Source organism: Diaphorobacter sp. B2A2W2 (genome assembly GCF_056730635.1).
Genome location: NZ_JBWZOR010000018.1, coordinates 15,001 through 37,506 on the forward strand (window position 1 = coordinate 15,001; position 22,506 = coordinate 37,506).

Annotated in this window: 22 protein-coding genes; 8 read left to right on the forward strand and 14 right to left on the reverse strand. The window is 67.5% G+C overall.

The window, feature by feature from the left end:
* The first annotated feature begins 66 nt into the window (after window positions 1-66).
* Window positions 67-957: a squalene synthase HpnC gene (gene hpnC / locus AC1PPL_RS19090; protein ID WP_088887175.1), complete on the forward strand. Its 891-nt coding sequence runs from the start codon at window positions 67-69 to the stop codon at window positions 955-957.
* A gap of 84 nt (window positions 958-1,041) precedes the next feature.
* Here the strand turns inward: hpnC and AC1PPL_RS19095 are convergent, their stop codons facing one another.
* The gene (locus tag AC1PPL_RS19095; RefSeq protein ID WP_088887176.1) at window positions 1,042-2,208 is read right to left on the reverse strand and encodes a glycosyltransferase; all 1,167 of its coding nucleotides are present in this window, start codon (window positions 2,206-2,208) and stop codon (window positions 1,042-1,044) included.
* Window positions 2,209-2,213: 5 nt separating this feature from the next.
* Window positions 2,214-3,104, reverse strand: a complete 891-nt coding sequence (locus AC1PPL_RS19100) for a UDP-2,3-diacylglucosamine diphosphatase (RefSeq protein ID WP_011804635.1) — start codon at window positions 3,102-3,104, stop codon at window positions 2,214-2,216.
* Window positions 3,105-3,251: 147 nt separating this feature from the next.
* On the opposite strand from AC1PPL_RS19100, the gene hpnD reads away from it, so the two are divergent.
* On the forward strand, window positions 3,252-4,091 hold the full coding sequence (gene hpnD, locus AC1PPL_RS19105) for a presqualene diphosphate synthase HpnD (RefSeq protein WP_011804634.1): 840 nt from the start codon (window positions 3,252-3,254) through the stop codon (window positions 4,089-4,091).
* On the forward strand, window positions 4,088-5,392 hold the full coding sequence (gene hpnE / locus AC1PPL_RS19110; protein ID WP_479973945.1) for a hydroxysqualene dehydroxylase HpnE: 1,305 nt from the start codon (window positions 4,088-4,090) through the stop codon (window positions 5,390-5,392). The genes hpnD and hpnE overlap by 4 nt, the downstream gene beginning before the upstream one ends.
* A gap of 24 nt (window positions 5,393-5,416) precedes the next feature.
* Here hpnE and AC1PPL_RS19115 read toward each other — a convergent pair whose 3' ends face one another.
* Window positions 5,417-6,706: a YihY family inner membrane protein gene (locus tag AC1PPL_RS19115; RefSeq protein ID WP_172206596.1), complete on the reverse strand. Its 1,290-nt coding sequence runs from the start codon at window positions 6,704-6,706 to the stop codon at window positions 5,417-5,419.
* A gap of 21 nt (window positions 6,707-6,727) precedes the next feature.
* On the opposite strand from AC1PPL_RS19115, the gene AC1PPL_RS19120 reads away from it, so the two are divergent.
* The 5 genes from AC1PPL_RS19120 (at window position 6,728) to xth (ending at window position 10,855) form a co-directional block, all read left to right on the forward strand.
* Window positions 6,728-7,144, forward strand: a complete 417-nt coding sequence (locus AC1PPL_RS19120; RefSeq protein WP_011804631.1) for a DUF2069 domain-containing protein — start codon at window positions 6,728-6,730, stop codon at window positions 7,142-7,144.
* A gap of 41 nt (window positions 7,145-7,185) precedes the next feature.
* Window positions 7,186-8,610: an FAD-binding oxidoreductase gene (locus AC1PPL_RS19125; RefSeq protein WP_479973946.1), complete on the forward strand. Its 1,425-nt coding sequence runs from the start codon at window positions 7,186-7,188 to the stop codon at window positions 8,608-8,610.
* Window positions 8,611-8,662: 52 nt separating this feature from the next.
* The gene (locus AC1PPL_RS19130; protein WP_479973947.1) at window positions 8,663-9,496 is read left to right on the forward strand and encodes a thymidylate synthase; all 834 of its coding nucleotides are present in this window, start codon (window positions 8,663-8,665) and stop codon (window positions 9,494-9,496) included.
* A gap of 16 nt (window positions 9,497-9,512) precedes the next feature.
* Window positions 9,513-10,007 carry a dihydrofolate reductase gene (locus AC1PPL_RS19135; RefSeq protein WP_479973948.1) on the forward strand — a complete coding sequence of 165 codons (495 nt, stop codon included), beginning with the start codon at window positions 9,513-9,515 and terminating at the stop codon, window positions 10,005-10,007.
* 71 nt (window positions 10,008-10,078) lie between these two features.
* On the forward strand, window positions 10,079-10,855 hold the full coding sequence (gene xth, locus AC1PPL_RS19140) for an exodeoxyribonuclease III (RefSeq protein ID WP_312844040.1): 777 nt from the start codon (window positions 10,079-10,081) through the stop codon (window positions 10,853-10,855).
* A gap of 42 nt (window positions 10,856-10,897) precedes the next feature.
* Here the strand turns inward: xth and AC1PPL_RS19145 are convergent, their stop codons facing one another.
* The 11 genes from AC1PPL_RS19145 to AC1PPL_RS19195 all read right to left on the reverse strand — a co-directional run bounded on the left by AC1PPL_RS19145 (window position 10,898) and on the right by AC1PPL_RS19195 (window position 22,486).
* Window positions 10,898-11,851: a ferritin-like domain-containing protein gene (locus AC1PPL_RS19145; RefSeq protein ID WP_015912810.1), complete on the reverse strand. Its 954-nt coding sequence runs from the start codon at window positions 11,849-11,851 to the stop codon at window positions 10,898-10,900.
* Between the two features lie 181 nt (window positions 11,852-12,032).
* Entirely contained in the window at window positions 12,033-13,568 is a 1,536-nt protein-coding gene (gene ntrC / locus AC1PPL_RS19150) for a nitrogen regulation protein NR(I) (protein ID WP_479973949.1), read from the reverse strand.
* A 51-nt stretch (window positions 13,569-13,619) separates the two neighbouring features.
* Window positions 13,620-14,690, reverse strand: a complete 1,071-nt coding sequence (gene glnL, locus AC1PPL_RS19155; protein WP_196996136.1) for a nitrogen regulation protein NR(II) — start codon at window positions 14,688-14,690, stop codon at window positions 13,620-13,622.
* A 34-nt stretch (window positions 14,691-14,724) separates the two neighbouring features.
* Complete coding sequence (locus tag AC1PPL_RS19160) at window positions 14,725-15,228, reverse strand: hypothetical protein (RefSeq protein WP_015912808.1); 504 nt, start codon at window positions 15,226-15,228, stop codon at window positions 14,725-14,727.
* A 206-nt stretch (window positions 15,229-15,434) separates the two neighbouring features.
* Window positions 15,435-16,850, reverse strand: a complete 1,416-nt coding sequence (gene glnA / locus AC1PPL_RS19165; protein ID WP_015912807.1) for a type I glutamate--ammonia ligase — start codon at window positions 16,848-16,850, stop codon at window positions 15,435-15,437.
* Window positions 16,851-17,006: 156 nt separating this feature from the next.
* Entirely contained in the window at window positions 17,007-17,828 is an 822-nt protein-coding gene (locus tag AC1PPL_RS19170; RefSeq protein WP_088887341.1) for a competence/damage-inducible protein A, read from the reverse strand.
* Window positions 17,825-18,715, reverse strand: coding sequence for an EI24 domain-containing protein (locus tag AC1PPL_RS19175; protein WP_313562670.1), 891 nt, complete (start codon window positions 18,713-18,715; stop codon window positions 17,825-17,827). The genes AC1PPL_RS19170 and AC1PPL_RS19175 overlap by 4 nt, the downstream gene beginning before the upstream one ends.
* Before the next feature lie 27 nt (window positions 18,716-18,742).
* Entirely contained in the window at window positions 18,743-19,741 is a 999-nt protein-coding gene (locus AC1PPL_RS19180; protein ID WP_479973950.1) for a sterol desaturase family protein, read from the reverse strand.
* A gap of 50 nt (window positions 19,742-19,791) precedes the next feature.
* Complete coding sequence (locus AC1PPL_RS19185) at window positions 19,792-20,628, reverse strand: polysaccharide deacetylase family protein (protein ID WP_210434036.1); 837 nt, start codon at window positions 20,626-20,628, stop codon at window positions 19,792-19,794.
* Window positions 20,615-21,586: a YncE family protein gene (locus AC1PPL_RS19190; protein ID WP_041838971.1), complete on the reverse strand. Its 972-nt coding sequence runs from the start codon at window positions 21,584-21,586 to the stop codon at window positions 20,615-20,617. The genes AC1PPL_RS19185 and AC1PPL_RS19190 overlap by 14 nt, the downstream gene beginning before the upstream one ends.
* 162 nt (window positions 21,587-21,748) lie before the next feature.
* Window positions 21,749-22,486, reverse strand: coding sequence for a 16S rRNA pseudouridine(516) synthase (locus AC1PPL_RS19195; RefSeq protein ID WP_479973951.1), 738 nt, complete (start codon window positions 22,484-22,486; stop codon window positions 21,749-21,751).
* Window positions 22,487-22,506: the final 20 nt, after the last annotated feature.

Consider the following 22,506-nt stretch of genomic DNA (forward strand, 5'->3'; position numbering starts at 1 on the left):
TTACTGACTGACTGGTTAGTAATCTATGAGAGGCCGGTCGCTCTTGTCAAGCACGACAATGGCCGCGTGAAGCATCCCGAGTCCCCCGCCCCCCTGCGCGATCCGCGCACCGCGCCCGCCGAGGCGCCGCCGGTCACGCACTACGAGAACTTTCCCGTGGCTTCGCTGCTGTGCCCGCCACGGCTGCGCCCGCCGATCGCCGCGATCTACGCGTTTGCGCGCACGGCCGACGACATTGCCGACGAGGGCACGGCCTGCGCAGCCGAGCGCCTGGCGGACCTGCGTGCCTACCGCGCCGAGCTTCAATCCGTGGCGGCCGGGCACCCCCCCCAGACGCGCTGGGCCGCCGTGTTTGGGCCGCTGCAGGCGATGTTGCGCAGCCACCAGCTGCCCGTGGCACTGCTGGACGACCTGCTGGACGCCTTCATTCAGGACGTCACCCTGACCGAGGCCGGCGCCACCTACCCCGACCGCGCCGCGCTGCTGGACTACTGCCGCCGCTCGGCCAATCCCGTGGGGCGTCTGCTGCTGCACCTGTATGGCGAGCACGGGCAGGACGCACTGCGCGAGAGCGACGCCATCTGCACCGCGCTGCAACTCATCAACTTCTGGCAGGACCTGAGCGTGGACCTGCCCCGCGGGCGCCACTACCTCACCGATGCCGACTGCGCCGCCCATGGCGTGGCGCGCGCGGACCTCGCGGCGCAGCGCCGCTCCGCCGCCAGCGACCGGCTGGTGCTGGACTGCGCGGACTGGGCCCGCGCTCTCATGCTCGAAGGCAGCCCCCTGGTACACCGGCTGCCCGGCCGTGTGGGGTGGGAGCTGCGCTTGGTCGTGCAGGGCGGTCTGCGCATTCTGGACAAGGTGCAGGCGCTGGATGGCGCCAGCCTGCTCGCGCGACCGCGGCTGGGCACGCTCGACTGGCCCCGCATGCTGGCACGCGCCGCGCGCATGTAAGGGCCGCCCCACCCGCTGCAGCAGCGCGAGCACGCGGGGGTCAATGGCCCCCCATCACCGCATCGCGCGGCGCGCGTGCAACCCTCAGGCTACCCAGCGCCCGGCCCATTCGGCGCGGGCCTGCGCATGGCGCAGGATCTGCGCCAGCGCCTGCGGCACTTCGGCCGCCGCACGGTTGTGCAGGCGCCGCGTCGCGGCCTGGTAGCGCGGCAGGTCGGACAGCAGGGCCTGCACGCCCGAAGCGATGGATCGAAAGCTCGGCAACACCAGTCCCAGGCCCTGCTCACCCACCCATTCCGTGCAGTAACGCTCCTGCGGCATGGTCCACGCATTGCGCGTGACGAGGGGCGGCAGCCCCATGTGCACGGCCTCGCTCAGGCTGCCGCTGCCCGGCTTGCCGATGAAGAAGTCCGCCAGCTGCATGACGCGCGCCATCTCGCGCGTGTATTCGAGCACCACGGTAGGCGCGTTGCGGCGCAGCGCGCGCAGAGCCTGCGCCAGGGCCGCGTTGCGCCCGCAGGCCAGGATCAGCGGGGTGTCCGTCAAGCGGCGGGCTATCGTCACCATCTCCCTAGAACCCTCGGAGCCGAACAGCACCAGCCCCACGGGGCGCTCGTCCAGCCCCAGCCGCGCCCGCTCGGCGGCACGATCCTGGCCCACCGGCGCATGGAACTGCGCACTCAGCACCATGCCCGAGGTCTCCCAGATGCGGTGGGGCGGAAAGCCCGCAGCGCGCGCCTGGTCCACGGCATAAGGCGAGCCACAGACCACGATCTGCTGGGTTTGCGGCTCCATCCAGAAGCTGGGCGGGCAGTCGGCCAGATCGGTCATCACCGTGACGTAGGGCACGCCTGGCAGGGCCTGCTCCAGCGCGTCGGCCATGGCGCGGTTGAAGTTGGGCACCAGCGACACCACCATCGCCGGCCGGCGTGCCGCCCAGTGCCGGCGCAGCGACTGCATGAGCCGCTGGTGGTTCCAGCGGATCATGCCCTGCAGCAGGCGCAACTCGTGCGTCAGCCCCAGCGTCCAGCCCCGGGCCAGGCGCTTGTTGTAGACGTCTTCCGGTTCCATGCCCGTCCACTGGCGAAAACGCGCGTTCGGGTCCAGCACCTCGAAGAGATTGGTGCGGCACACCTGCCACGGCAGCCCGGCGCGGGCGATGGCCGCTTCCAGCGCCAGCGCGGAGGTGCGGTGTCCGCCCCCGGCATTGAAATAGATCAGCTCGACCAACGGGGCAGCTTCAGGCGCCATGGACTTCAATCGGTAGTGACAGGAATGGGTTGCGGTAGTTCTGCGCCGCTCTTGCGCTGCACGGGCATGTGCTGCGCCCAGTGCAGGATCTCCAGGCGCCCATCGGCGTGCTCGGCCAGCGCGCTGAGGCTTTCCACCCAGTCGCCATCGTTGGCATACAGGATGCCGTCGATGTCTCGCAGCTCCGCATGGTGGATGTGCCCGCACACCACGCCGTGCAGGCCTCGCTTGCGCGCTTCGCGAGCCACCGCGTTCTCGAAGTCGCCCACGTAGCTCACGGCGCGCTTGACCTTGAGCTTGAGATATTTGGACAGCGACCAGTACGGCAGCCCCAGGCGCGCGCGCAGGGTGTTCAGGTGCCGGTTGAGCTTGAGCGTGAATTCGTAGAGCGAGTCGCCCACATGGGCCAGCCACTTGGCGCACTGGATCACGCCATCGAACAGGTCGCCATGGATCACCCACAGCGCGCGGCCGTCGGCCGTCTCGTGCACCCAGTCCTCCGCGACGGCAACGCCGCCGAAGTTGAGCTGCACATAACGGCGCGCAAACTCGTCATGGTTGCCGGGGATGAAGATCACGCGCGTGCCCTTGCGGGCCTTGCGCAACAGCTTCTGCACCACGTCGTTGTGCGCCTGCGGCCAGTACCACTGGCGGCGCAGTTGCCAGCCGTCGATGATGTCACCCACCAGAAACAGCGTCTCGCACTCGGTGTGCTTGAGAAAGTCCAGCAGCGCCTGCGCCTGGCAGCCGGGCGTGCCCAGGTGCAGATCGGAAATCCAGAGCGTGCGGTAGCGCAGCGGGGGGCGCGCCGGGTCGCATGCATCATCCGCTGGGTCGTCCGGCGGCCGGGCCGCGGAGGATTTCCAGGCGTTCAGGAAGGCATCGTCGCGCATCATGAACAGGCATGGTGGGCCGGCGCCACGACAGCGGCATGACATTTCCACGTCTGGCCAGTGACGTTGCGGCGGCGCAGCGCTCCGGCCCTGCGCTGCGCATGTTTCCCCCGCGAGCCCCGCCCAGGGCCATGGGAGAATCACGCCCCCATGAGTCCTGAACAGTACGTCCAGCAAAAGGCCGCCGCCTCCGGCAGCAGCTTCTACTACGCTTTCCTCTTCCTGCCGCGCGAGCGGCGTACGGCCATCACGGCCTTCTACGCCTTTTGCCGCGAGGTGGACGACGTGGTGGACGAAGTCTCCGAAGCCAGCGTGGCCCAGGCCAAGCTGGCCTGGTGGCAGGGCGAGGTGGCCAAGGCCTTTGCCGGGCAGCCCAGCCACCCGGTGATGCAGGCGCTGATGCCGCATGCGGCCGCCTACGGCATCGAACAGCGCCACCTGCTGGCCGTGATCGAGGGCTGCCAGATGGACCTGGAGCAGACGCGCTACCTGGACTTCGCGGGCCTGGCGCGCTACTGCCACCTGGTGGCCGGCGTGGTGGGCGAGGTGGCGGCGCGCATCTTCGGCCAGCAAGATGAGCGCACCACGCAGTACGCGCACAAGCTGGGCCTGGCGTTCCAACTCACCAACATCATCCGCGACGTGGGCGAGGACGCCATGCGCGGGCGCATCTACCTGCCCATTTCCGAGCTGCAGCAGTTCGATGTGAAGGCGCACGAGATCACCAAGCGCGAGTACTCCGAGCGCTTCACCACGCTGATGCGCTTTCAGGCCGAGCGCGCGCACCTCTTCTACGACCAGGCGCTGGCGCTGCTGCCCGACGTGGATCGGCGCGCGCAGAAGCCCGGCCTGATGATGGCCAGCATCTACCGCACGCTGCTGCGCGAGATCGAGGCCGACAACTTCCAGGTGCTGCACCAGCGCACCAGCCTCACGCCGCTGCGCAAGTTCTGGCTGGCCTGGAAGGTGCAGGCGCTGGGGATGATGTGAAGGTTGCCATCGTCGGCGCCGGCTGGGCCGGCATGGCCGCGGCCGTGCATGCGGTCCAGGCGGGCCACACGGTCAGCGTGTTCGAGGCCAGCCGCACCCTGGGCGGGCGGGCGCGTGCCGTGGCCGCCCAGCGCGCGGACGGCTCGCCCCTGGTGCTGGACAACGGCCAGCACATCCTCATCGGCGCCTATGCCGAATGCCTGCGCCTGATGCGCGCCGTGGGCGTCACGCCCGACTCCGCCCTGCTGCGCCTACCCCTGGCGCTGGTGTTCCCCGACGGCAGCGGCCTGGCCCTGCCCGATGCCCCGCCGCCCTGGGATGCGCTGGCCGGCATCGCCCGCGCACGCGGCTGGAGCCTGCGCGAGCGTGCGGCCCTGCTGGCGCGCGCCGCACGCTGGCGGCTGGCGGGGTTCCGGTGTGCACCGGGCACCAGCGTGGCGGACTTGTGCGCAGGCCTGCCGCAGCGGCTGGTGGACGAGTTCATCGCGCCGCTGTGCGTGTCGGCGTTGAACACGCCCGTGCAAGATTCCTGCGGCCAGGTGTTCCTGCGCGTGCTGCACGACAGCCTGTTCGCCGGCCGGGGCGGCTCCCACTTGCTGCTGCCGCGCACCGACCTGGGCGCGCTGTTCCCCGAGCCCGCGGCGCACTGGCTGCAGCAGCGCGGCCACGCGGTGCACCGCGGCCAACGCGTGCAGGCACTCGCACGCGACGAGACCGGCTGGCGCGTGGACGGCTGCGCGTTCGACGCCGTGCTGCTGGCCACCAGCAGCACCGAGTCCGCCCGCCTGGTGGCCGACGCCGCCGTGCCCGCAGCCGAGCGCCCCGCCCTGCAGACCTGGGCCGCCGGTGCGCAGGCACTGCGCTTTGGCGCCATCGCCACCGTGTATGCCGAACTGCCGGGAGCGCGCACCCCGCTGCTGCCCCGCCCCATGCTGGCGCTGCGCGCGCGGGCACAACGGCCCGCGCAGTTCGTCTTCGACCGCGCGCTGCTGGGCGGCCCGGCCGGGCTGCTGGCGTTCGTGGTCAGCGCCTTCGAGGGCGAGCGCGCCGCGCTGGAGCGCGACGTGCTGGCCCAGGCGGCCGAGGACCTGGCCTTGCCCGGTCTGCGCGTGGTGCAGACGGTGGTGGAAAAGCGCGCCACCTTTGCCTGCACGCCCGCCCTGGCGCGCCCGCCGCGCGTGATTGCGCCCGGCCTGCAGGCCTGCGGCGACTACGTGGCAGGGCCCTACCCCGCCACGTTGGAGGGCGCGGTACTGCACGGCGCGGCGGCCGCGCAAGATTTAGGCCAAAACAGCCTCTAGCGCTTACCCATCAAGCGCTAACAGCTATCGTTTAAGGAGCATCTCAGGTGGCCGCTGCACGGACTCGCGCGGCAGCACGTCGGCCAGCGTGAGCACCTCCAGCCCCGTGTGCGCCCACAGGCGCTCCAGCGGCGGGGTGCGCGCCAGCAGCAGGCGTTGCACCAGCGGCTCCATGTGCGTGGTGGCTGGCTCGGCCAGCAGCACGTAGCGTGCGTCGGCTGCGTCGGACCCGTCGGCGGCCGTCTCGTCCACCCGCACCACCCAATCCAGCGCCGCCAGCACCGGCAGCACGGACCCCACCTGCAGCACATCCACGCGCAGCCGCTGGGCCAGCTCCAGCACGCTCAGCCCGTGGGGCGGTTGCTGGCGCGCGCGGTGCAGCTGCTGCAGCACCTCCACGGCCAGCAAGAAGGCCCAGCCCTCGCCCGTGGCGCAGCGCGCCACGCCGGCGAGCAGGCTCGGTAGATAGGCGGCCACCACCGCACCCAGCAGCACGATGACCCAGGCCACGTACACCCACAGCAGCAAGATGGGCAGCGTGGCGAACGTGCCGTACAGCACCGAATAGGTGGGTACCGACGCCAGGTACAGCGACAGCACTTTCTTGGCCAGCTCGATGCCCACGGCGACGAACACCCCACCCGCCCAGGCGTGGCGCCAGTGCACCTGGGTGTTGGGCACATAGCGGTACAGCGCCGCCATGCCGGCGGCCAGCACGAAGAACTCGATCGCATCGAACAGCAGGCGTGCTCCGCCCGGCAACGTGTCGCCGATACCGCGCGACGCGGCGCTGGCGACCGAGGTGGTCAGCGCCAGGCTGGCCGCCAGCACCAGCGGACCAAGCGTGAGCGCGGCCCAGTAGATCAGCACACGCTGGCCCAGCGGGCGCAGGCGCTGCACGCGCCAGATGTTGTTGAGCGTGCGATCGATGGTGAGGATCAGCGCCAGCGCGGTCACCATGAGGATGGACAAGCCCGCCGCGCCCAGGCCATGCGCCTTGGCGGCGAACTGCGTGAGGTAGCCCAGCACCGGGCGCGAGATGCTGTCGGGCACCAGGCTGTCCACCAGCCAGCGCTGCAGCACGAGCTGCATCTCGGCAAACATGGGGAACACGGTGAACATGGCCAGCGCCACCGTCACGAACGGCACCAGCGACAGCAGCGTGGTGAAGGTGAGGCTGCTGGCCGTCAGCCCCAGGCGGTCCTCGCGAAAGCGTTCGCGCAGCGTCTGCGCGGTGGTGCGCCAGGGGAAGTGGGAAAGCTCCACCAGCCACTCCTCGGCACGCACTGCAATGGACTGTAGGGACAACGACATGACCGATATGATGCCAGCCCCATGCATCGCGAAACCCTGCCCCCCGCCCCCGCCCTGCACATCGCCACCGACGTGGCGGCCACGCGCTGGCTGGCCGTGGGCAGCCTGGCGGCGCTGATCGTGCTGTGCCTGGCCTGGGAGCTGTGGCTGGCGCCGGTGCGCCCGGGCGGCTCGTGGCTGGCGCTCAAGGCCCTGCCGCTGGCGGTGCCGCTGGCCGGACTGCTCAAGCGGCGCATGTACACCTATCGCTGGGTCAGCCTGCTGGTGTGGCTGTATTTCACCGAAGGGGTGGTGCGCGCCTGGAGCGACCCGGCGCCCGGCAACTGGCTGGCGGGCCTGGAGATCGTGCTGTGCCTGCTGCTGTTCACCGCCTGCGCGCTGCATGTGCGGCTGCGCCAGCGTGCCGCCAAGGCGGCCCGCGCCGCCGCGCCTGCCTGAGCATACGGAGCCTTTGCCTGACATCGACTGGATTGACCGCCATGACCACTGCTCTGCTCGACACCCTGCGCCGGATCGTCGGCGCCGCCCATGTACTGACCGAGGGCGACCTTGCCGCCTATGAACAGGACTGGCGCAAGCGCTCCCATGGCAAGTCCCTGGCCGTGGTGCGCCCGGGCTGCACGGCCGAGGTGGCAGCAGTGGTGCGCGCCTGTGCCGATGCCGGCGCGGCGATCGTGCCGCAAGGCGGCAACACCGGCCTGTCGGTGGGCAGCACGCCCGACGGCAGCGGCACACAGGTGGTGCTGAGCCTCACGCGCATGAATGCGGTGCGCGCCATCGACCGCGACAACCTCACCATGACGGTGGAGGCCGGCTGCATATTGCAGGCCCTGCAGGAGACGGCCGAGAAAGCCGATCTGCTGTTCCCGCTGTCGCTAGCCGCAGAAGGCAGTTGCACCATCGGCGGCAACCTGTCCACCAATGCCGGCGGCACGCAGGTGGTGCGCTACGGCAACACGCGCGAGCTGTGCCTGGGCCTGGAGGTGGTCACGCCCCAGGGCGAGGTGTGGAACGGCCTCTCGGGCCTGCGCAAGGACAACACTGGCTACGACCTGCGCGACCTGTACATCGGTAGCGAAGGCACGCTCGGCATCATCACCGCGGCCACCATGAAGCTCTTCCCCCAGCCCGCCGCGCAGCTCACCGCCTGGGCCGCCGTGCCGTCGATGGCGGCGGCCGTGCGCCTGCTGGGCCTGTCGCACCAGCACCTGGGGGCCGGGCTCACGGGATTCGAAGTGATGGGGCAGTTCGCGCTGTCGCTGGTCATCAAGCACATGCCGCAGTTGCGCGTGCCGTTCGCCGGGCTGGACGGCGCGCCGCCCTATTACGTGCTGCTGGAAAACAGCGACAGCGAATCCGAAGAACACGCGCGCCAGCGCTTCGAGGCGCTGCTGGAACTGGCCTTCGAGGACGGCTGCGTGCTCGACGCCGTGGTCGCCGAGAGCCTGTCGCAAGCGCATGAGCTGTGGCATATCCGCGAGAGCATTCCGCTGGCCCAGGCCGAAGAAGGCCTGAACATCAAGCACGACATCTCGATCGCCGCGTCGCGCATCCCCGCGTTCGTGGAGCACACCGATGCGCTGCTGCAGCGCGAGATTCCCGGCGTGCGCCTGGTCAACTTCGGCCACCTGGGCGACGGCAATCTGCACTACAACGTACAGGCGCCCGCGGGTGGCGATGCGCGGGAGTTCCTGCGCACGCAGGAAGACCGCGTCAACGCCCTGGTGTACGACGCGGTGGCGCAGTTCGACGGCTCGTTCTCGGCCGAGCACGGCGTGGGCGTGCTCAAGGCCGACAAGCTGGCCCAGTACAAGTCGCCCGTGGCCCTGGGGCTGATGCGCGCCATCAAGCAGGCCCTGGACCCGCAGGGCCTCATGAACCCGGGCTGCATTCTTCAAAAATGAGAGCTGTTGGCGCTTGTCTAGCAAGCGCTGGAGCCACTTTTCATTCAAGACCATGACCCCAAGCCCCATCCGCCACCAATACGAAGACCTGATGCGCCATGTGTTCGAGCACGGCACGGCCAAGGGCGACCGCACGGGCACGGGCACCAGGAGCGTGTTCGGCCACCAGATGCGCTTTGACCTGGCCGAAGGCTTTCCCCTGGTGACCACCAAGAAGGTGCACCTCAAGTCCATCATCCTGGAGCTGCTGTGGTTCCTGCGCGGCGACAGCAACGTGCGCTGGCTGCAGGAGCGCGGCTGCACCATCTGGGACGAGTGGGCGCGCGACGACGGCAGCCTGGGCCCCGTGTACGGCGTGCAGTGGCGCAGCTGGCCCACGCCGGACGGCGGCCACATCGACCAGATCCAGCAGGTGATCGACACCCTCAAGACCCACCCCGACAGCCGCCGCATCATCGTGAGCGCCTGGAACGTGGCCGAGCTGGACCGGATGGCGCTCATGCCCTGCCACGCGTTCTTCCAGTTCTACGTGGCGCCATCGCAGGTGGCTGGTGAGCCGGGCAAACTGAGCTGCCAGCTCTACCAGCGCAGCGCAGACATCTTCCTGGGCGTGCCGTTCAACATCGCGTCGTACGCGCTGCTCACGCACATGGTGGCGCAGCAGTGCGACCTGCAGGTGGGCGACTTCATCTGGACCGGCGGCGACTGCCATATCTACAGCAACCATTTCGAGCAGGTGCAGACCCAGCTGGCACGCCAGCCCTACGCCTACCCGACGCTGCAGATCAAGCGCCGGCCCGCATCCATCTTTGATTACGCCTACGAAGACTTCGAAGTGGTGGGCTACGAACACCACCCCGCCATCAAGGCGCCGGTGGCGGTCTGAGGCGGGACGAACAGCCATGCAAGTGAACCTGATCTACGCACGCGCCGCCAACGGCGTGATCGGCAAGGACGGCACCATGCCCTGGCACTTGCCCGAAGACCTGGCGCATTTCAAGGCGGTCACGCAGGGCCACCCGGTGATCATGGGCCGCAAGACCTGGGACTCGCTGCCCCCGCGCTTTCGGCCGCTGCCGGGCCGCGCCAACATCGTCGTGACGCGCCAGGCCGACTGGCAGGAAAGCGGCGTCCAGCGCGCATCCAGCCTGCCTGAGGCACTCGCCTTGGCCCAGCAGTCCGGCAGCACCACGGCATGGGTCATCGGCGGCGCGCAGATCTACACCCAGGCCCTGCCCCTGGCCACGCGCGTCGAGGTTACCGAGATCGCGCGGGACTACGAGGGCGATGCCTACTCGCCGGCCCTGGGACCGGAATGGGTGGAAACGGCCCGCAGCAGCCATGTGGGCGCGGGCGGCCTGCCCTACGCCTTCGTGACCTTCGAGCGCCGCGGCTGACGCCCGCGCACTTCTCACTATATTTTTGATAGCTGCTTGCGCTTGCTGCAAAAGCGCTGGAGGCCAAAAACATGCAAATCGCCACCTGGAACATCAATTCCCTCTCCGTGCGCCTGCCGCAGGTGTTGGCCTGGCTGGAGGCCAACCCCGTGGACGCCATTGGCCTGCAAGAGCTCAAGCTGGTGGACGAGAAATTTCCGCACGACGCCTTCGAAGCAGCGGGCTACCACGCGGTGTGCTTCGGCCAGAAGACCTATAACGGCGTGGCCATCCTCAGCCGCACGCCGCTGCGCGACGTGGTGCGCAATATCCCGGGCCATGGCGACGAGCAGGCCCGCGTCATCGCCGCTACGCTGGATACGCCTGAAGGCCCGCTGCGTATGGTGAACTGCTACTTTGTGAATGGCCAGGCGCCAGGGACCGAGAAGTTCAGCTACAAGCTGCTGTGGCTGGAGGCGCTGCGCGACTGGCTGCGCACCGAGCTGGCCGCGCATCCGCGGCTGGTGCTGGTGGGCGACTTCAACGTGGCTCCCGAGGACCGCGACTCCTTCGATCCCGTGGGCTTGAAGGACACCATCCACCACACGGTAGAGGAGCGCCAGCACTTCCAGGACTTGCTGGGGCTCGGCCTGACCGACGCCTTCCGCCTGTTCGATCAGCCCGAGAAGAGCTACTCGTGGTGGGACTACCGCATGCTGGGGTTTCAGAAGAACCGCGGGCTGCGCATCGACCACATCCTGGTCAGCGCTGCGCTGCGGCCCTCCGTGACGGCCTGCCGCATCGACCGCGCGCCGCGCAAAAATCCGCAGCCCAGCGACCACGCGCCGGTCGTGGTGTCGCTGGGCTGACAGGTGGCCAACGCGGGCGACAGGCGCCCGCGCTAAAGGCCATCAGGACGCGGCCTGGTAACGGTTGCGCAGCGCGCGCACTTCGTTGTGGTTGCGCTTCACACCCTGGGCCTGGCGCTCGACCAAGGTGCGCACGGCAGGTGGCAGTGCGTTCTCCAGCGCCTTGTTGTAGCGGGCCACGGCGACGTCCTCGCCGCGCTCGCACTCTTCCAGCACGGCCTTGTCGTCATAGGTACTCAGCGCCGCCTTCACCGACACCCAGCCGCGGTGCAGCGCGCCGGCCATGGTGCCGCCGCTGGAGGGCTCGCCGCCATGGCTGCGGATCGCGCTCTCCAGCTCCGTGGCGGCGGTTGCGCATTCCTGGGCGCGGCGCTCCAGCAGGCTCTTGAGTTCGGGCGATTCCGCACGCTCGGCCGAGGTGCGAAACCCGTACTCGCCGTCGCGGCTGCATTCCAGCAGATCGTCCAGCACGTCCACCACGTCCTCGTTGTCCATCAGCGTGGCGCCTGCCGCGGTGCCCGACGCGGTCACCGTGGGGTTGCGGCGCACGCGGTCCCACGCGGCGCGCGCGGCGGGCTGGGCCTGCGCCCATTCCAGCGAGCTTTGGGCCCGTGCGCGGCCCCAGTCGCGCGACAGTTCGGGCTCTACCGTTTCAAAATCACCGGGGTAGCGGCTGGCGGCGCTCCAGCCCATCTCATAGGCGGGGCGGTATTCTTCGTAGGCCCGGCCGGTCACGTAGTACGGTTCGCGCTGGTAGGTTTCACGCCAGTAGGCGTCCTCGGCCGTGGGGTTGACCGCCTCGGCCGCCGCCTTGCCGGCCAGACCGCCGACAACGGCTCCCGCCACACCGCCCACGGCAGCACCGATGGGGCCGCCGATGGCGCCCGTGGCGGCGCCCGCAACGGCTCCGCCCGCGGCGCCTACGCCCGTGCCGATGGGGTGGGCCCCCGGTTCATTGGTCAGGGGGTCACGATTGGCATCCTTGAAATCCGACATGTATCGACTCCGGTTGGTTGAACAATGAATTCATTGTTGAAGCCCCCCGGGCACCATCGGGTCGGTGACGGCAGCCCCTGCCTGTAGGACTCACGCGCACGCTGTGCATGCGCGCCACAAGGTCTTATGCTATCGAATCAATAGCTACTAGCGCTTGTCCTTAAAGCGCCAGCGCCTTGTTTCACTCATCATCGTGCGCATCCAGGCCCAGTTCCTGGATCTTGCGCGTGATGGTGTTGCGGCCGATGCCCAGGCGCTGCGCTGCTTCCATGCGCCGCCCGTGCGTGGCCTGCAGCGCCGTGCGGATCAGGCGCGACTCGAAACGCCGCGTGAGCACGTCCCACACGTCGGCCTGGCCGCTGCGCAGCAGCTGCTGGGCCTCGCTCACCAGCGCGGGCTCCCAGCCCATGCCATCCAGGGCCGCAGACTGGTCGGAGCGCGTGCCCGCCGGCGCAGGCGGCAGCGCGGGGGCCGACACGCTCGTCGCGCCAGCGGCGACCTCGTCCACCCCGCCCTGCAACGGCGCGGCGGGATGCGGCGTGGCCTCCAGCACCTCGGGCGGCAGGTCCTGCGCCGAGATGACCTGCGCGGGCGCCATCACCGTCAGCCAGTGGCAGATGTTCTCCAGCTGGCGCACGTTGCCGGGGAAGGCAAAGCGTGTGAGCAGGGCCAGCGCCGCGTCGGAGATGCGCTTGGGCTCCACGCCCAGTTGCCGTGCGCTGCGCTGCAGGAAGTAGCGCGTCAGCATGGCCACGTCCTCGCTGCGCTCGCGCAGCGCCGGCAGGCGCAGGCGGATCACGTTGAGGCGGTGGAACAGGTCCTCGCGGAAGGCGCCGTCCTTCACGCGCTGCTCCAGGTTCTGGTGCGTAGCGGCGATCACGCGCACATTGGCCTTCACGGCGGCATGGCCACCCACGCGGTAGAACTGCCCGTCCGACAGCACGCGCAGCAGGCGCGTCTGCAGGTCGAAGGGCATGTCGCCGATTTCATCGAGGAACAGCGTGCCGCCCTCGGCCTGCTCGAAGCGCCCGCGCCGCTGCGTCTGCGCACCCGTGAAGGCACCGCGCTCGTGGCCGAAGAGCTCGCTCTCCAGCAGGTCCTTCGGGATGGCCGCAGTGTTGATGGCCACGAAGGGCCCCCCCGCCACGGGCGAGTGCTTGTGCAGCGCGCGTGCCACGAGTTCCTTGCCCGAGCCGGATTCGCCCGTGATCAGCACCGTGACCACGCTCTGGCTCAGCCGGCCGATGGCGCGGAACACGTCCTGCATGGCGGGTGCCTGGCCCAGCATCTCGGGCATGGCGGTGAGCTGCTGCTCGGCGACCTCCTCGCGCTGGCTCTCCTCCACGGCGCGGCGGATCAACTCCACCGCCTTGGGCAGGTCGAACGGCTTGGGCAGGTATTCGAAGGCGCCGCCCTGGAAGGCGGACACGGCGCTGTCCAGGTCGGAATACGCCGTCATCACGATGACCGGCAGACCGGGTTGCAGGCCGCGCACCTTCTCCAGCAGTTGCAGGCCGGAGCCGCCCGGCATGCGGATATCGCTCACCAGGACCTGCGGTCCCTGGTGGGTGGGGTCGCCCGCGGCCACATCGGCCAGAGCGTCCAGTACATCGCGCGCCTGCGTGAAGCTGCGCGTGGGCAGGTTTTCGCGCGCCAGGGCCTTTTCGAGGACGAAGCGGATCGAAGGGTCGTCGTCTACTATCCAGATCGGCTTCATGTGTTCCAGCTCCCTTTACCTTTACCCGTTGGGGTCGTGCGTGTCAGGGACTCAAGGCAGTGGTATGAGGATGCGGAAGTCGGTGCGGCCCGGCTGGCTCTCGCACTCAATGAGCCCATGGTGTCGCTGCACAAAGGTTTGCGCCAGCGTCAAGCCCAGTCCCGATCCCCCGTCCCGCCCCGTCACCAGCGGATAGAAGATCCGCTCCTTGATGGCTTCGGGCACGCCCGGTCCGTTGTCGATGACATGCAATTCCAATGCCAGCCGGTAGCGTTGGCGCCCGAACGTGACCTGCCGCGCCACGCGCGTGCGCAGCGTGATGACCGCGTCGCCCGCGGCAATGCGCTCGTGCAACGCCTGCGCCGCGTTCTGCACGATGTTCAGCACGGCCTGGATGAGCTGCGCGCGGTCGCCGCGAAACTCAGGGATGGAGGTGTCATAGTCGCGCAGCACGGCCAGGCCCTGCGGATGCTCGACCAGTACCAGGGAGCGCACGCGCTCGCAGACCTCGTGGATATTCACATCGCCGACGAGGTGCGGGTGGCGGTGCGGCGCCAGCAGCCGATCCACCAGGCTTTGCAGGCGGTCGGCCTCGTGGATGATGACCTGGGTGTACTCGGTCAAGTCGCGGCTTTCCAGCTCCATCTCCAGCAGCTGCGCCGCCCCTCGGATGCCGCCCAGCGGGTTCTTGATCTCGTGCGCCAGATTGCGGATCAGCTCCTTGTTGGCCTGCGCCTGCTCACGCAGCCGCTCCTCGCGGTCCTGGCGCGCCTGCGCCTCCAGGGGCCACAGCTCCACGATCACATCGCCGCTGTGCTCCACCACCGCCACGCTGGCGTGCACCGGCAAAGGCTCCTGCGGCGAGCGGCGCAGCACGGCTTCGAAGCGCAGCGCCGCGAAGTCGCGCCCGCGCGCGCCGGCCAGCGCCGTCTGCAGGATGGTCGGATCGGTGAACAGGCCGGCGAAGTCCACGCCTTCCAGCGTGCGGCGCGACAGGCCCAGGGCGTTTTCCAGCGCTGCGTTGACGAAGATAGCCGCCCCGCCGGGGTGCAGCACGGCAATCAGCGTGGAGACGAGGTCCAGCGCCTGGTAGCGGTCCGTTGGGGTGGGCTCTTGGATGATCGCGCCTTTGTGCCGCACGCAGGGACCGCGGCGCTTACTTGTTCAGGCGCGAGAGTTCGCGCTTGATGCCGGCCACATCGGCCTCGGCCCGAGCCACACTGGCCTTGAGCTCGGCCGTGCGCTCGATGTAGCCCTGCGGGTTGCGCAGCTCCAGCGCCGTGCGCTGGGGCGAGCCGTCGTTGTACTCCTTGCGCAACTCGGCCAGGCGGGTTTCCGCCTTGCTCAGTTCAGACTCCAGGATGGCGCGCGCATCGGCGTCGCGCGCACGTTGGTCGGCCGCGCCCACGCGCGGAGCGTTCGCGGGCGAACTGCTGGCGCTGGCACCGGAAGCGCCGGCGCTGCCGCCCGAGGAGGCCGCCGCCGGGCGCGAACCCTGCAGCACCGTCACATTGCCACCTTCCACGAGCTTGCAGCCGCGCTCCTTGGCCTGCGTGGCGTTGTTGGTGTATTCGTTGCCGCAGCGGTAGATGCGGTCCTGCGCCCAGGCGGGCTGCAGCACGGCGGCGATAACGGTCAGGGCGAACAAAGTGCTTTTCATCGAATTCCTCACATGGCATGCGTCGGGCATGCGCGGTGCCGGTGAGTATCCCCCAATCATTCCAACCCGCCAATTGCGGCGGCCCAACGCTGCGGTTTTGGTGCGACGGGCTGCCGTGCTCCGTCAACCCGGCATGCAGCCCGTCCATAGAAAAAGGCGGCCGGAGCCGCCCTGTTGACAACAGCCGGGGGCCTAAGCCCCTGCCATCACAGCGAGTAGTACATGTCGTACTCGACGGGATGCACGGCCATGCGGAAGCGCGTGACTTCCTGCATCTTCAGCTCGATGTAGGCGTCGAGCATGGAGTCGGTGAACACGCCGCCCTTGGTCAGGAACGCGCGGTCCTTGTCCAGCGCTTCCAGCGCCTGGTCCAGGCTGTGGCACACGGTGGGCACCAGCTTGTCTTCCTCGGGCGGCAGGTGGTACAGGTCCTTGGTAGCGGCTTCGCCCGGGTGGATCTTGTTTTCCACGCCGTCCAGACCCGCCATCAGCAGGGCCGCAAAGCCCAGGTAGGGGTTCATCAGCGGATCGGGGAAGCGCGCTTCCACACGGCGGCCCTTCGGGTTGGCCACGAACGGGATGCGGATGGAGGCCGAGCGGTTCTTGGCCGAGTAAGCCAGCTTCACCGGCGCCTCGAAGTGCGGCACCAGACGCTTGTAGCTGTTGGTGCCCGGGTTCGTGATGGCGTTCAGTGCGCGGGCGTGCTTGATGATGCCGCCGATGTAGTACAGCGCGAAGTCCGACAGACCCGCATAGCCGTCGCCGGCGAACAGGTTCTTGCCGTCCTTCCAGACCGACTGGTGCACGTGCATGCCCGAGCCGTTGTCGCCGTGGTAGGGCTTGGGCATGAAGGTGGCGGTCTTGCCGTAGGCATTGGCCACGTTGTGGATCACGTACTTCTGCAGCATGGTCCAGTCGGCACGCTCCACCAGCGTGCTGAACCGGGTGCCGATCTCGTTCTGGCCGGCACCGGCCACTTCGTGGTGGAACACCTCGACCGGAATGCCCAGGGATTCAAGGATCAGGGACATCTCGGCGCGCATGTCCTGCGTGCTGTCGACCGGAGGCACGGGGAAATAGCCGCCCTTGGTGGTGGGACGGTGGCCGCGGTTGCCACCTTCGAGCTTGGAGCCGGTGTTCCAGGGGGCTTCGTACTCTTCGATCTCGTAGAAGGTGTGGTTGGGATCGGTGCTCCAGCGCACGCCGTCGAAGATGAAGAACTCGGGCTCCGGGCCGAAGTAGGCCGTGTCGCCCATGCCGGAGGCCTTCAGGTACGCCTCAGCGCGCTTGGCGATGGAGCGCGGGTCGCGGTCGTAGGCCTTGCCGTCGGCCGGCTCCACCACGTCACACGCCATGATCATGGTGGTTTCTTCGAAGAACGGGTCGATGTTGGCGGTGTTCGGATCGGGCATGAGCAGCATGTCCGACGCCTCGATACCCTTCCAGCCGGCGACCGACGAGCCGTCGAACGCATGGCCCGAGGCGAACTTGTCTTCGTCGAAGTGCGAGATCGGCACGGTGACGTGCTGTTCCTTGCCGCGGGTATCCGTGAAGCGGAAGTCCACGAACTTGACTTCGTTTTCCTTCACCATCTTCATCACGTCTGCAACGGTCTTGGCCATCAGGGTTCTCCAGGGATAGAAGTGCTCATCAACAATGATGCGCACAGAAAAGCAGTTTGCGTGCCAGCGAATGGGGACACCCGTACGGGGCAAGCCGGGCGCAGAGCCCTGCGACGGCGCACCAAACGCGTGCAGGATTTTAAGTGGTCCGCCTTCTTACCATTTGCGCACCATTTCAGGGCCTATAGATGCACCTGTTTGGTGCAAACCTTCTTGCAGCGCCTGCCACGCGGCAGGCACCAAGGCAGCGGCCCCCTTGACGCCCAATTCCACATGGCGCCCGTGCACCGGATGGTCCACGCTCGGCAGGCTGAACACCTTGATCCCCGGATGTCCGGCCTCGACCCGCTCCATGAGCGGGGTCAGCGCGGCTTCCATCGCGCCGTAAAGCACGACGGAGCGCTCCATCTGCGGCTGCTGGTTGAACCACGGGGCACAGTAATGCTGGAGTGCCCAGTCCACCATAGGCCAAGCCATGACCGGGAACCCCGGCACGAAATGCACCATGCCGCCCCCAGGGCCGTCACACGAGAAGCCGGGGATCTTGTTGTAAGGGTTGGGAATGATGCGCGCGCCCTCAGGAAAAACGCCCATGTTCAGCCGATGCAGATTGTCGGCGCGGTCGGGGTCGAACGCCTCGCCCTGCTCCCGTGCCACATCCTGCATGCGCTCGGTGATTAGGCGCTTGGCCTCGGGGTGCAGGACCAGCGGACGTTGCAATGCGGCCGCCGCGCACTGGCGCGTGTGGTCGTCGGGAGTGGCACCAATGCCGCCGCAACTGAACACGATGTCCGACGAGGCAAAGGCCCGCTGCAGCGCCGCCGTGATGCGTGGACGGTCGTCGCCTACGTAGTCCGCATAGGACAGCGCAAGCCCGCGTGCCGCCAGCAGTTCGATGACCTTGGCGAGGTGCTTGTCCGCCCGCTTGCCCGAGAGGATTTCATCGCCAACGATGATGAGGCCGAAAGCCGGTGTCATGGGTTGTCCTGCAGGTGAGACGAGGATGGCAAAGAAGACGCTGGCGTTGCGGGCGCGGCGGTTGCAGGCGTATCGCCCGGCGGCCGTTCGCCTCGCTGCTCGCGCAGCTGTTGCAGCGCGGCCAGACAGAAATGCGTGAACCACAGCGATGAGAAGGCGAACACCAGCGTATAGATCCAGATGGCGATCGGCACCAGGACGAGGAACGCCGCTGCGAACACCACGCCCGACGCCCAGACAATGCCGGGCGCGGCCCCTAGAAATCCGCTCAGCACGCCAATGCTCAGCAGGCTGAGCTGATGGCGCTTGAAAATCTCCTGCCGCTCCGGCTTGCTCGCGTGTTCGGCCAGTGCGTCAAAGGCCATGACACGGTAGGTGAGCCATCCCCAGATGAGTGGAGGCAGGATCAACACCAGCGGCGGGACCAGCCACAGCGGCATGGACAGCACCAGCGCAATGAGCGCCGCGATGGTCGCCCCCAGAGACCACAGCACGCTGGCGAGGAATGAACCGCCCCGCTTGCGCTGCAGTTGCGAAAAACGCCGCTGCGCCACCAGAGTCACGATGGCAGGGGCCATCAACACCGCCACCGCAAGCACACAGACAATGACGATCAGTGGCGTGGCTCCCATGAGCACCAGCAGCGGCGCCAGCGCCACGGTGAGGTTATCCACGCCAAAGTTGTGCAGCCACCCCCACAGCAGGCCCAGCCAGGTGGAGCTTTCCAGCGCCGTCTGCGTCCAGTCCACGGCAGTTGTCCAGAACAGATAGCCGCCGCCCAGCGCCACCACCGTGATCAGCACCAGCGGCAGCAGCGACAGCGCAATGACGCGCGGCATCAGGCAATAGCCCACTGCGCGCCAGAACGAATCGATGAAAAGCCCCATGCGCGCGAGCATAGCGCGATCGGCTCTCTACGCCCGCCCCACCAGCCGCAGCAGGCCGCGCCACTGCTGCGCCCAGAACCCCCGCCCGTAATCACGCACGCGGCCGTCCGCGTCCGCCTCCACCTGGTCGCGCACGCCCGTGGGCTCGTAGCGGTGCTCGAGGTTGGCCGTACCGAACAACATGTCCCACCACGGCAACAACACGCCGAAGTTATTGCCCCCCGGCACTGCCGCATGCGGGTGCTGGTGGGTTCCCTGCCCAGGCGCAGCTTCAGGGCCCAGGCCCATGGCGTGGTGCATGCGGTGGAAACGCGGGCTGACCCACAGGCGCTCACCCACCTGGCCGAACCACAGGCGCAGGTTGGCGTGGTGCAGGTTCTCGCTGAGCTGCGTGAGGGCCACGATGGCGACAAACTGCCCCGGCGCCACACCAATGCACTGCGCGACGAACACGATGATGGCATCGCGCAGCAGATCGTCCAGCAGATGGTTGCGGTTGTCGCTCCACATCGTCATCTGCCGCTGCGAATGGTGGAGCGCATGCAGCCTCCACCACCATTCAAAGCGGTGCTGGCCGCGGTGGATCCCATAGTCCACGAAGTCGAACACCAGCAGGTACAGCAGCAGGCTCACGACAGGCAAGTCGGAGACACCCGGCCAGAGCGCATCCAGCTGCAGGGTCTTCCAGCCATGGGCGCGCAGGGCGCCAAACAGTGCATTCCACAGAGGCTCCGTGGTGAAGAACAGTGCCAGGCGAAAAAGACCCAGGCGATGGATCAGCGTGTAAAGCATGTCCACGTGCACGGCACCACGGTCGCGCAACGGCTCCACCGGGCGCCAACGCTCCAAAGGCCCGATCACCGCGACCATCACCCCCAGTTGCAGCAGTCCCACCAGCAGCCATCCGGTGGCGGCATAACCGTCCTCCAGCACATTGGCCTGGCCCAGCATGAAGAGCGCGGGCTGTACCAGCGTCTCGAACAGCCATTGCTGCGCGGTATCGAATAAATTGGTCAGCCCTGACATGAGTCACCGTGGCGTTACGTGGGTGCGCGGCAGCATAGCCGGGCGTTGTGTCATTTTCTCTGCGCTTGTGCTCCGTACACAGGATGCTCGCGCAGCGTGCGGAAGCACAGGCCCCGCGCCTTCAGGCCTTTGACGAGAGGTTCCAGCACAGCGGGTGCCCATGGATCCTTGCGTGACCAGATGCCCAGATGCGCCAGCAGGATGTCGCCGTCACGAACGGTGCGCAACGCGCGCTCCAGCAGGGCCGCATTGCTGTAGTGGTCACTGGGCAGCTCGTCCCCGAGGAACCCTGCAGCACTCCATCCCACATGCGTATAACCGCAGGATTTGGCAGCCTCCAGCAGGCGCTGCGAGGTCTTGCCGCCCGGCGCGCGGAATAGCGGGAGCGGCTCCCGGCCCGTCAGGACACGCAACCGGCTCGCAGCGCCATCGATCTGTGCGCAGTATTGCGCCCCCGTCATCGTCAGGTCCTGACCTGCCTGAGGACCGGCCGATGGCCTGACCTTGAACCGCGGCTGCAGCGGCGTCCCCTGGTCGGCACGCCAGTACACATGGTGCAGCGTGTGCGATGCGAACTCGTGCCCTTCTGCAGCGCGCGCGCGCCACCAGGGCGCCCAGTAGCCATCCAGGCTGCTGCCGCCCGTCTGAGTCGGTTCGTCTGCGGCAAAGAAGGTCGCCTTGACCTGCTGGCGCTGCAGCACCTCGGCCACCAGATGCGCAACGCCCATGTGGCCAGTGTCAAAAGTCAGGTACACCGCGCCTTTGCAGTCATTTTGGCCTGTAGCGCTTGCTGGATAAGCGCAAGCAGCTATCAAAATTGAAGCACAACAAATATGCCACGTCCGCCGTGCTCCGGGGGAGCGGCCGCGTGGCTCAGCGCTTGGCATGTCGGAGTGTCCAAACGCCGTGGGGAGACTTGCCCACTTGAACGGCCCGTGCCACCTTGCGCTCCACCGTGTCGATCACGAGCATCTTGCGCGCCCAGCGGGCGCTGACGTAGAGCCAGCGGCCATCCGCCGAGACATCCATGCAGTCCGGCCCGCCGGGCGCCGGATAGCCATCCACCACGCGCAGCGCCTGCATGTCGATCTTGCTGATGGTATTGGCCACTCGGTTGCTCACGAACAAATGGCGGCCATCGCCCGCAGCGCGAAAGGCATGGGCGCCATCTCCCGTCTTGATGCGTTGCACGCTGCGCGGCTGCTCACCGGCAATATCGAAGACCTCCACGCTATCGCTGCCGGTAAGGCCGACAAAAAGATGCTTGCCGTCCGGGCTGCCGTACACATCCGCCGGCATGGCACCTGTCTTCGTACGCCACTTGATCTTTTGCGTCGATATATCGATGGCCACCAGCTCATCGCTATCCTGCATGGTCGAATACACCGTGCGGCTGCCGGCATCAATCCACAGGTGGCTTGGCGTCTTGCCAGTGGACACGCGCTGCACGAGCGTGAGCTCCTTGCCGTCCCAACGGTAGAAGTCCACATGGTTGAGGCGGTTGGCGGCCGTGACCAGCCATTTCATGTCGGGTGAAAACCGCAAGTGGTAAGGATCCACGATCCCCCGCACCGTACGCTGCACTTGCGCAGTGGCCGGGTCCACGAAGGTCAGGCTATCGCCGAGCGCGTTGGCAACAATCAGCGATTTCTCGTCAGGCGTGAGGTACAGGTGGTGCGGCTCCTTGCCAGTGGCAATACGGCCGATTTCGGTCCAGGTCGCGGGGTCGATGACGCTGATGTCCGCCTGCAGCGAATTGAGAACGAACACCGGTGGCTCACTCGCACCAGCGGATGTTCCCCACACCAGCCAAGCAGCCCACCACGCGCATGCCATGCGCCTCATCATCTGATTGACCACCCTGCTCCCCTTCCTACTGGGCACCCGCCTGCGAACATTCGGACATCACTCACAGAAGTGACTTGCAGACAACGGACGCGATGTGCGCGACGTTGACGCAATCGCCTATTGGATCGCGACGGGCGCAGACCACTTGTCTGTCTTTCGCTACCGCAGCAGGGCGAGTTCCTCTTCGCCGAGCCAACGCCACTCCCCCGGCTGCATATCCGCCGGCAATGCCAAACGGCCGATGTGCGACCGATGCAAGGCTTCCACCCGATTGCCTACCGCGGCGATCATGCGCTTCACTTGGTGGTACTTCCCTTCCGTCAGGGTCAGGTCAAGCACATGCGCGTCAACTAGCGCGCAGGCAGCCGACCGCACAGGGCGTGGGTCATCATCGAGCACCACACCTTCCAGCAAGCGGTCGACCTGTTCCTTGGTCACGGGATGCTTGGCAGTCACACGGTATACCTTTGGCACATGCTTTTTGGGCGAACTCATGCGGTGGATGAATTGCCCATCGTCACTGAGTAACAGCAAACCGGTGGTGTCCTGGTCCAAGCGCCCCACGGCCTGCACACCATCCACAGCACCCTTGCTGGGCCTCTGCCTAAGCGGAGCGGGCAACAACGTGTAGATGCTGGGATAGGCCGATGGCTTTTGCGAACACTCGGTTCCTGCAGGCTTATGGAGCATGACATAGGCCTTGGGTTGGTATGGCCAATCCACTCCTTGAACGCGCAACACCAAACTTTCGACATCAATATCCTGCGTCGCGTCTTGGCAGATCGTGGGCTCTAGGGTGCCTGTCGCATGAATGGCAACTCTGCCCTGCTGAATCAAGCCGGCGCAAATGCGGCGCGTGCCGAATCCTTGCGAATAGAGAATGTCCTGAAGCTGCATGAAATACGACGTTATCGCTG

What these genes read in the sequence shown, in the direction of transcription:
- AC1PPL_RS19095 (WP_088887176.1), bottom strand. Translation starts at nt 2,208, where the DNA reads ATGGCGCCTGAAGCTGCCCCGTTGGTCGAGCTGATCTATTTCAATGCC.
- AC1PPL_RS19100 (WP_011804635.1), bottom strand. Translation starts at nt 3,104, where the DNA reads ATGATGCGCGACGATGCCTTCCTGAACGCCTGGAAATCCTCCGCGGCC.
- hpnD (WP_011804634.1), top strand. Translation starts at nt 3,252, where the DNA reads ATGAGTCCTGAACAGTACGTCCAGCAAAAGGCCGCCGCCTCCGGCAGC.
- AC1PPL_RS19115 (WP_172206596.1), bottom strand. Translation starts at nt 6,706, where the DNA reads ATGTCGTTGTCCCTACAGTCCATTGCAGTGCGTGCCGAGGAGTGGCTG.
- AC1PPL_RS19120 (WP_011804631.1), top strand. Translation starts at nt 6,728, where the DNA reads ATGCATCGCGAAACCCTGCCCCCCGCCCCCGCCCTGCACATCGCCACC.
- AC1PPL_RS19125 (WP_479973946.1), top strand. Translation starts at nt 7,186, where the DNA reads ATGACCACTGCTCTGCTCGACACCCTGCGCCGGATCGTCGGCGCCGCC.
- AC1PPL_RS19130 (WP_479973947.1), top strand. Translation starts at nt 8,663, where the DNA reads ATGACCCCAAGCCCCATCCGCCACCAATACGAAGACCTGATGCGCCAT.
- AC1PPL_RS19135 (WP_479973948.1), top strand. Translation starts at nt 9,513, where the DNA reads ATGCAAGTGAACCTGATCTACGCACGCGCCGCCAACGGCGTGATCGGC.
- xth (WP_312844040.1), top strand. Translation starts at nt 10,079, where the DNA reads ATGCAAATCGCCACCTGGAACATCAATTCCCTCTCCGTGCGCCTGCCG.
- AC1PPL_RS19145 (WP_015912810.1), bottom strand. Translation starts at nt 11,851, where the DNA reads ATGTCGGATTTCAAGGATGCCAATCGTGACCCCCTGACCAATGAACCG.
- ntrC (WP_479973949.1), bottom strand. Translation starts at nt 13,568, where the DNA reads ATGAAGCCGATCTGGATAGTAGACGACGACCCTTCGATCCGCTTCGTC.
- AC1PPL_RS19160 (WP_015912808.1), bottom strand. Translation starts at nt 15,228, where the DNA reads ATGAAAAGCACTTTGTTCGCCCTGACCGTTATCGCCGCCGTGCTGCAG.
- glnA (WP_015912807.1), bottom strand. Translation starts at nt 16,850, where the DNA reads ATGGCCAAGACCGTTGCAGACGTGATGAAGATGGTGAAGGAAAACGAA.
- AC1PPL_RS19170 (WP_088887341.1), bottom strand. Translation starts at nt 17,828, where the DNA reads ATGACACCGGCTTTCGGCCTCATCATCGTTGGCGATGAAATCCTCTCG.
- AC1PPL_RS19175 (WP_313562670.1), bottom strand. Translation starts at nt 18,715, where the DNA reads ATGGGGCTTTTCATCGATTCGTTCTGGCGCGCAGTGGGCTATTGCCTG.
- AC1PPL_RS19180 (WP_479973950.1), bottom strand. Translation starts at nt 19,741, where the DNA reads ATGTCAGGGCTGACCAATTTATTCGATACCGCGCAGCAATGGCTGTTC.
- AC1PPL_RS19185 (WP_210434036.1), bottom strand. Translation starts at nt 20,628, where the DNA reads ATGCCAAGCGCTGAGCCACGCGGCCGCTCCCCCGGAGCACGGCGGACG.
- AC1PPL_RS19190 (WP_041838971.1), bottom strand. Translation starts at nt 21,586, where the DNA reads ATGAGGCGCATGGCATGCGCGTGGTGGGCTGCTTGGCTGGTGTGGGGA.
- AC1PPL_RS19195 (WP_479973951.1), bottom strand. Translation starts at nt 22,486, where the DNA reads ATGCAGCTTCAGGACATTCTCTATTCGCAAGGATTCGGCACGCGCCGC.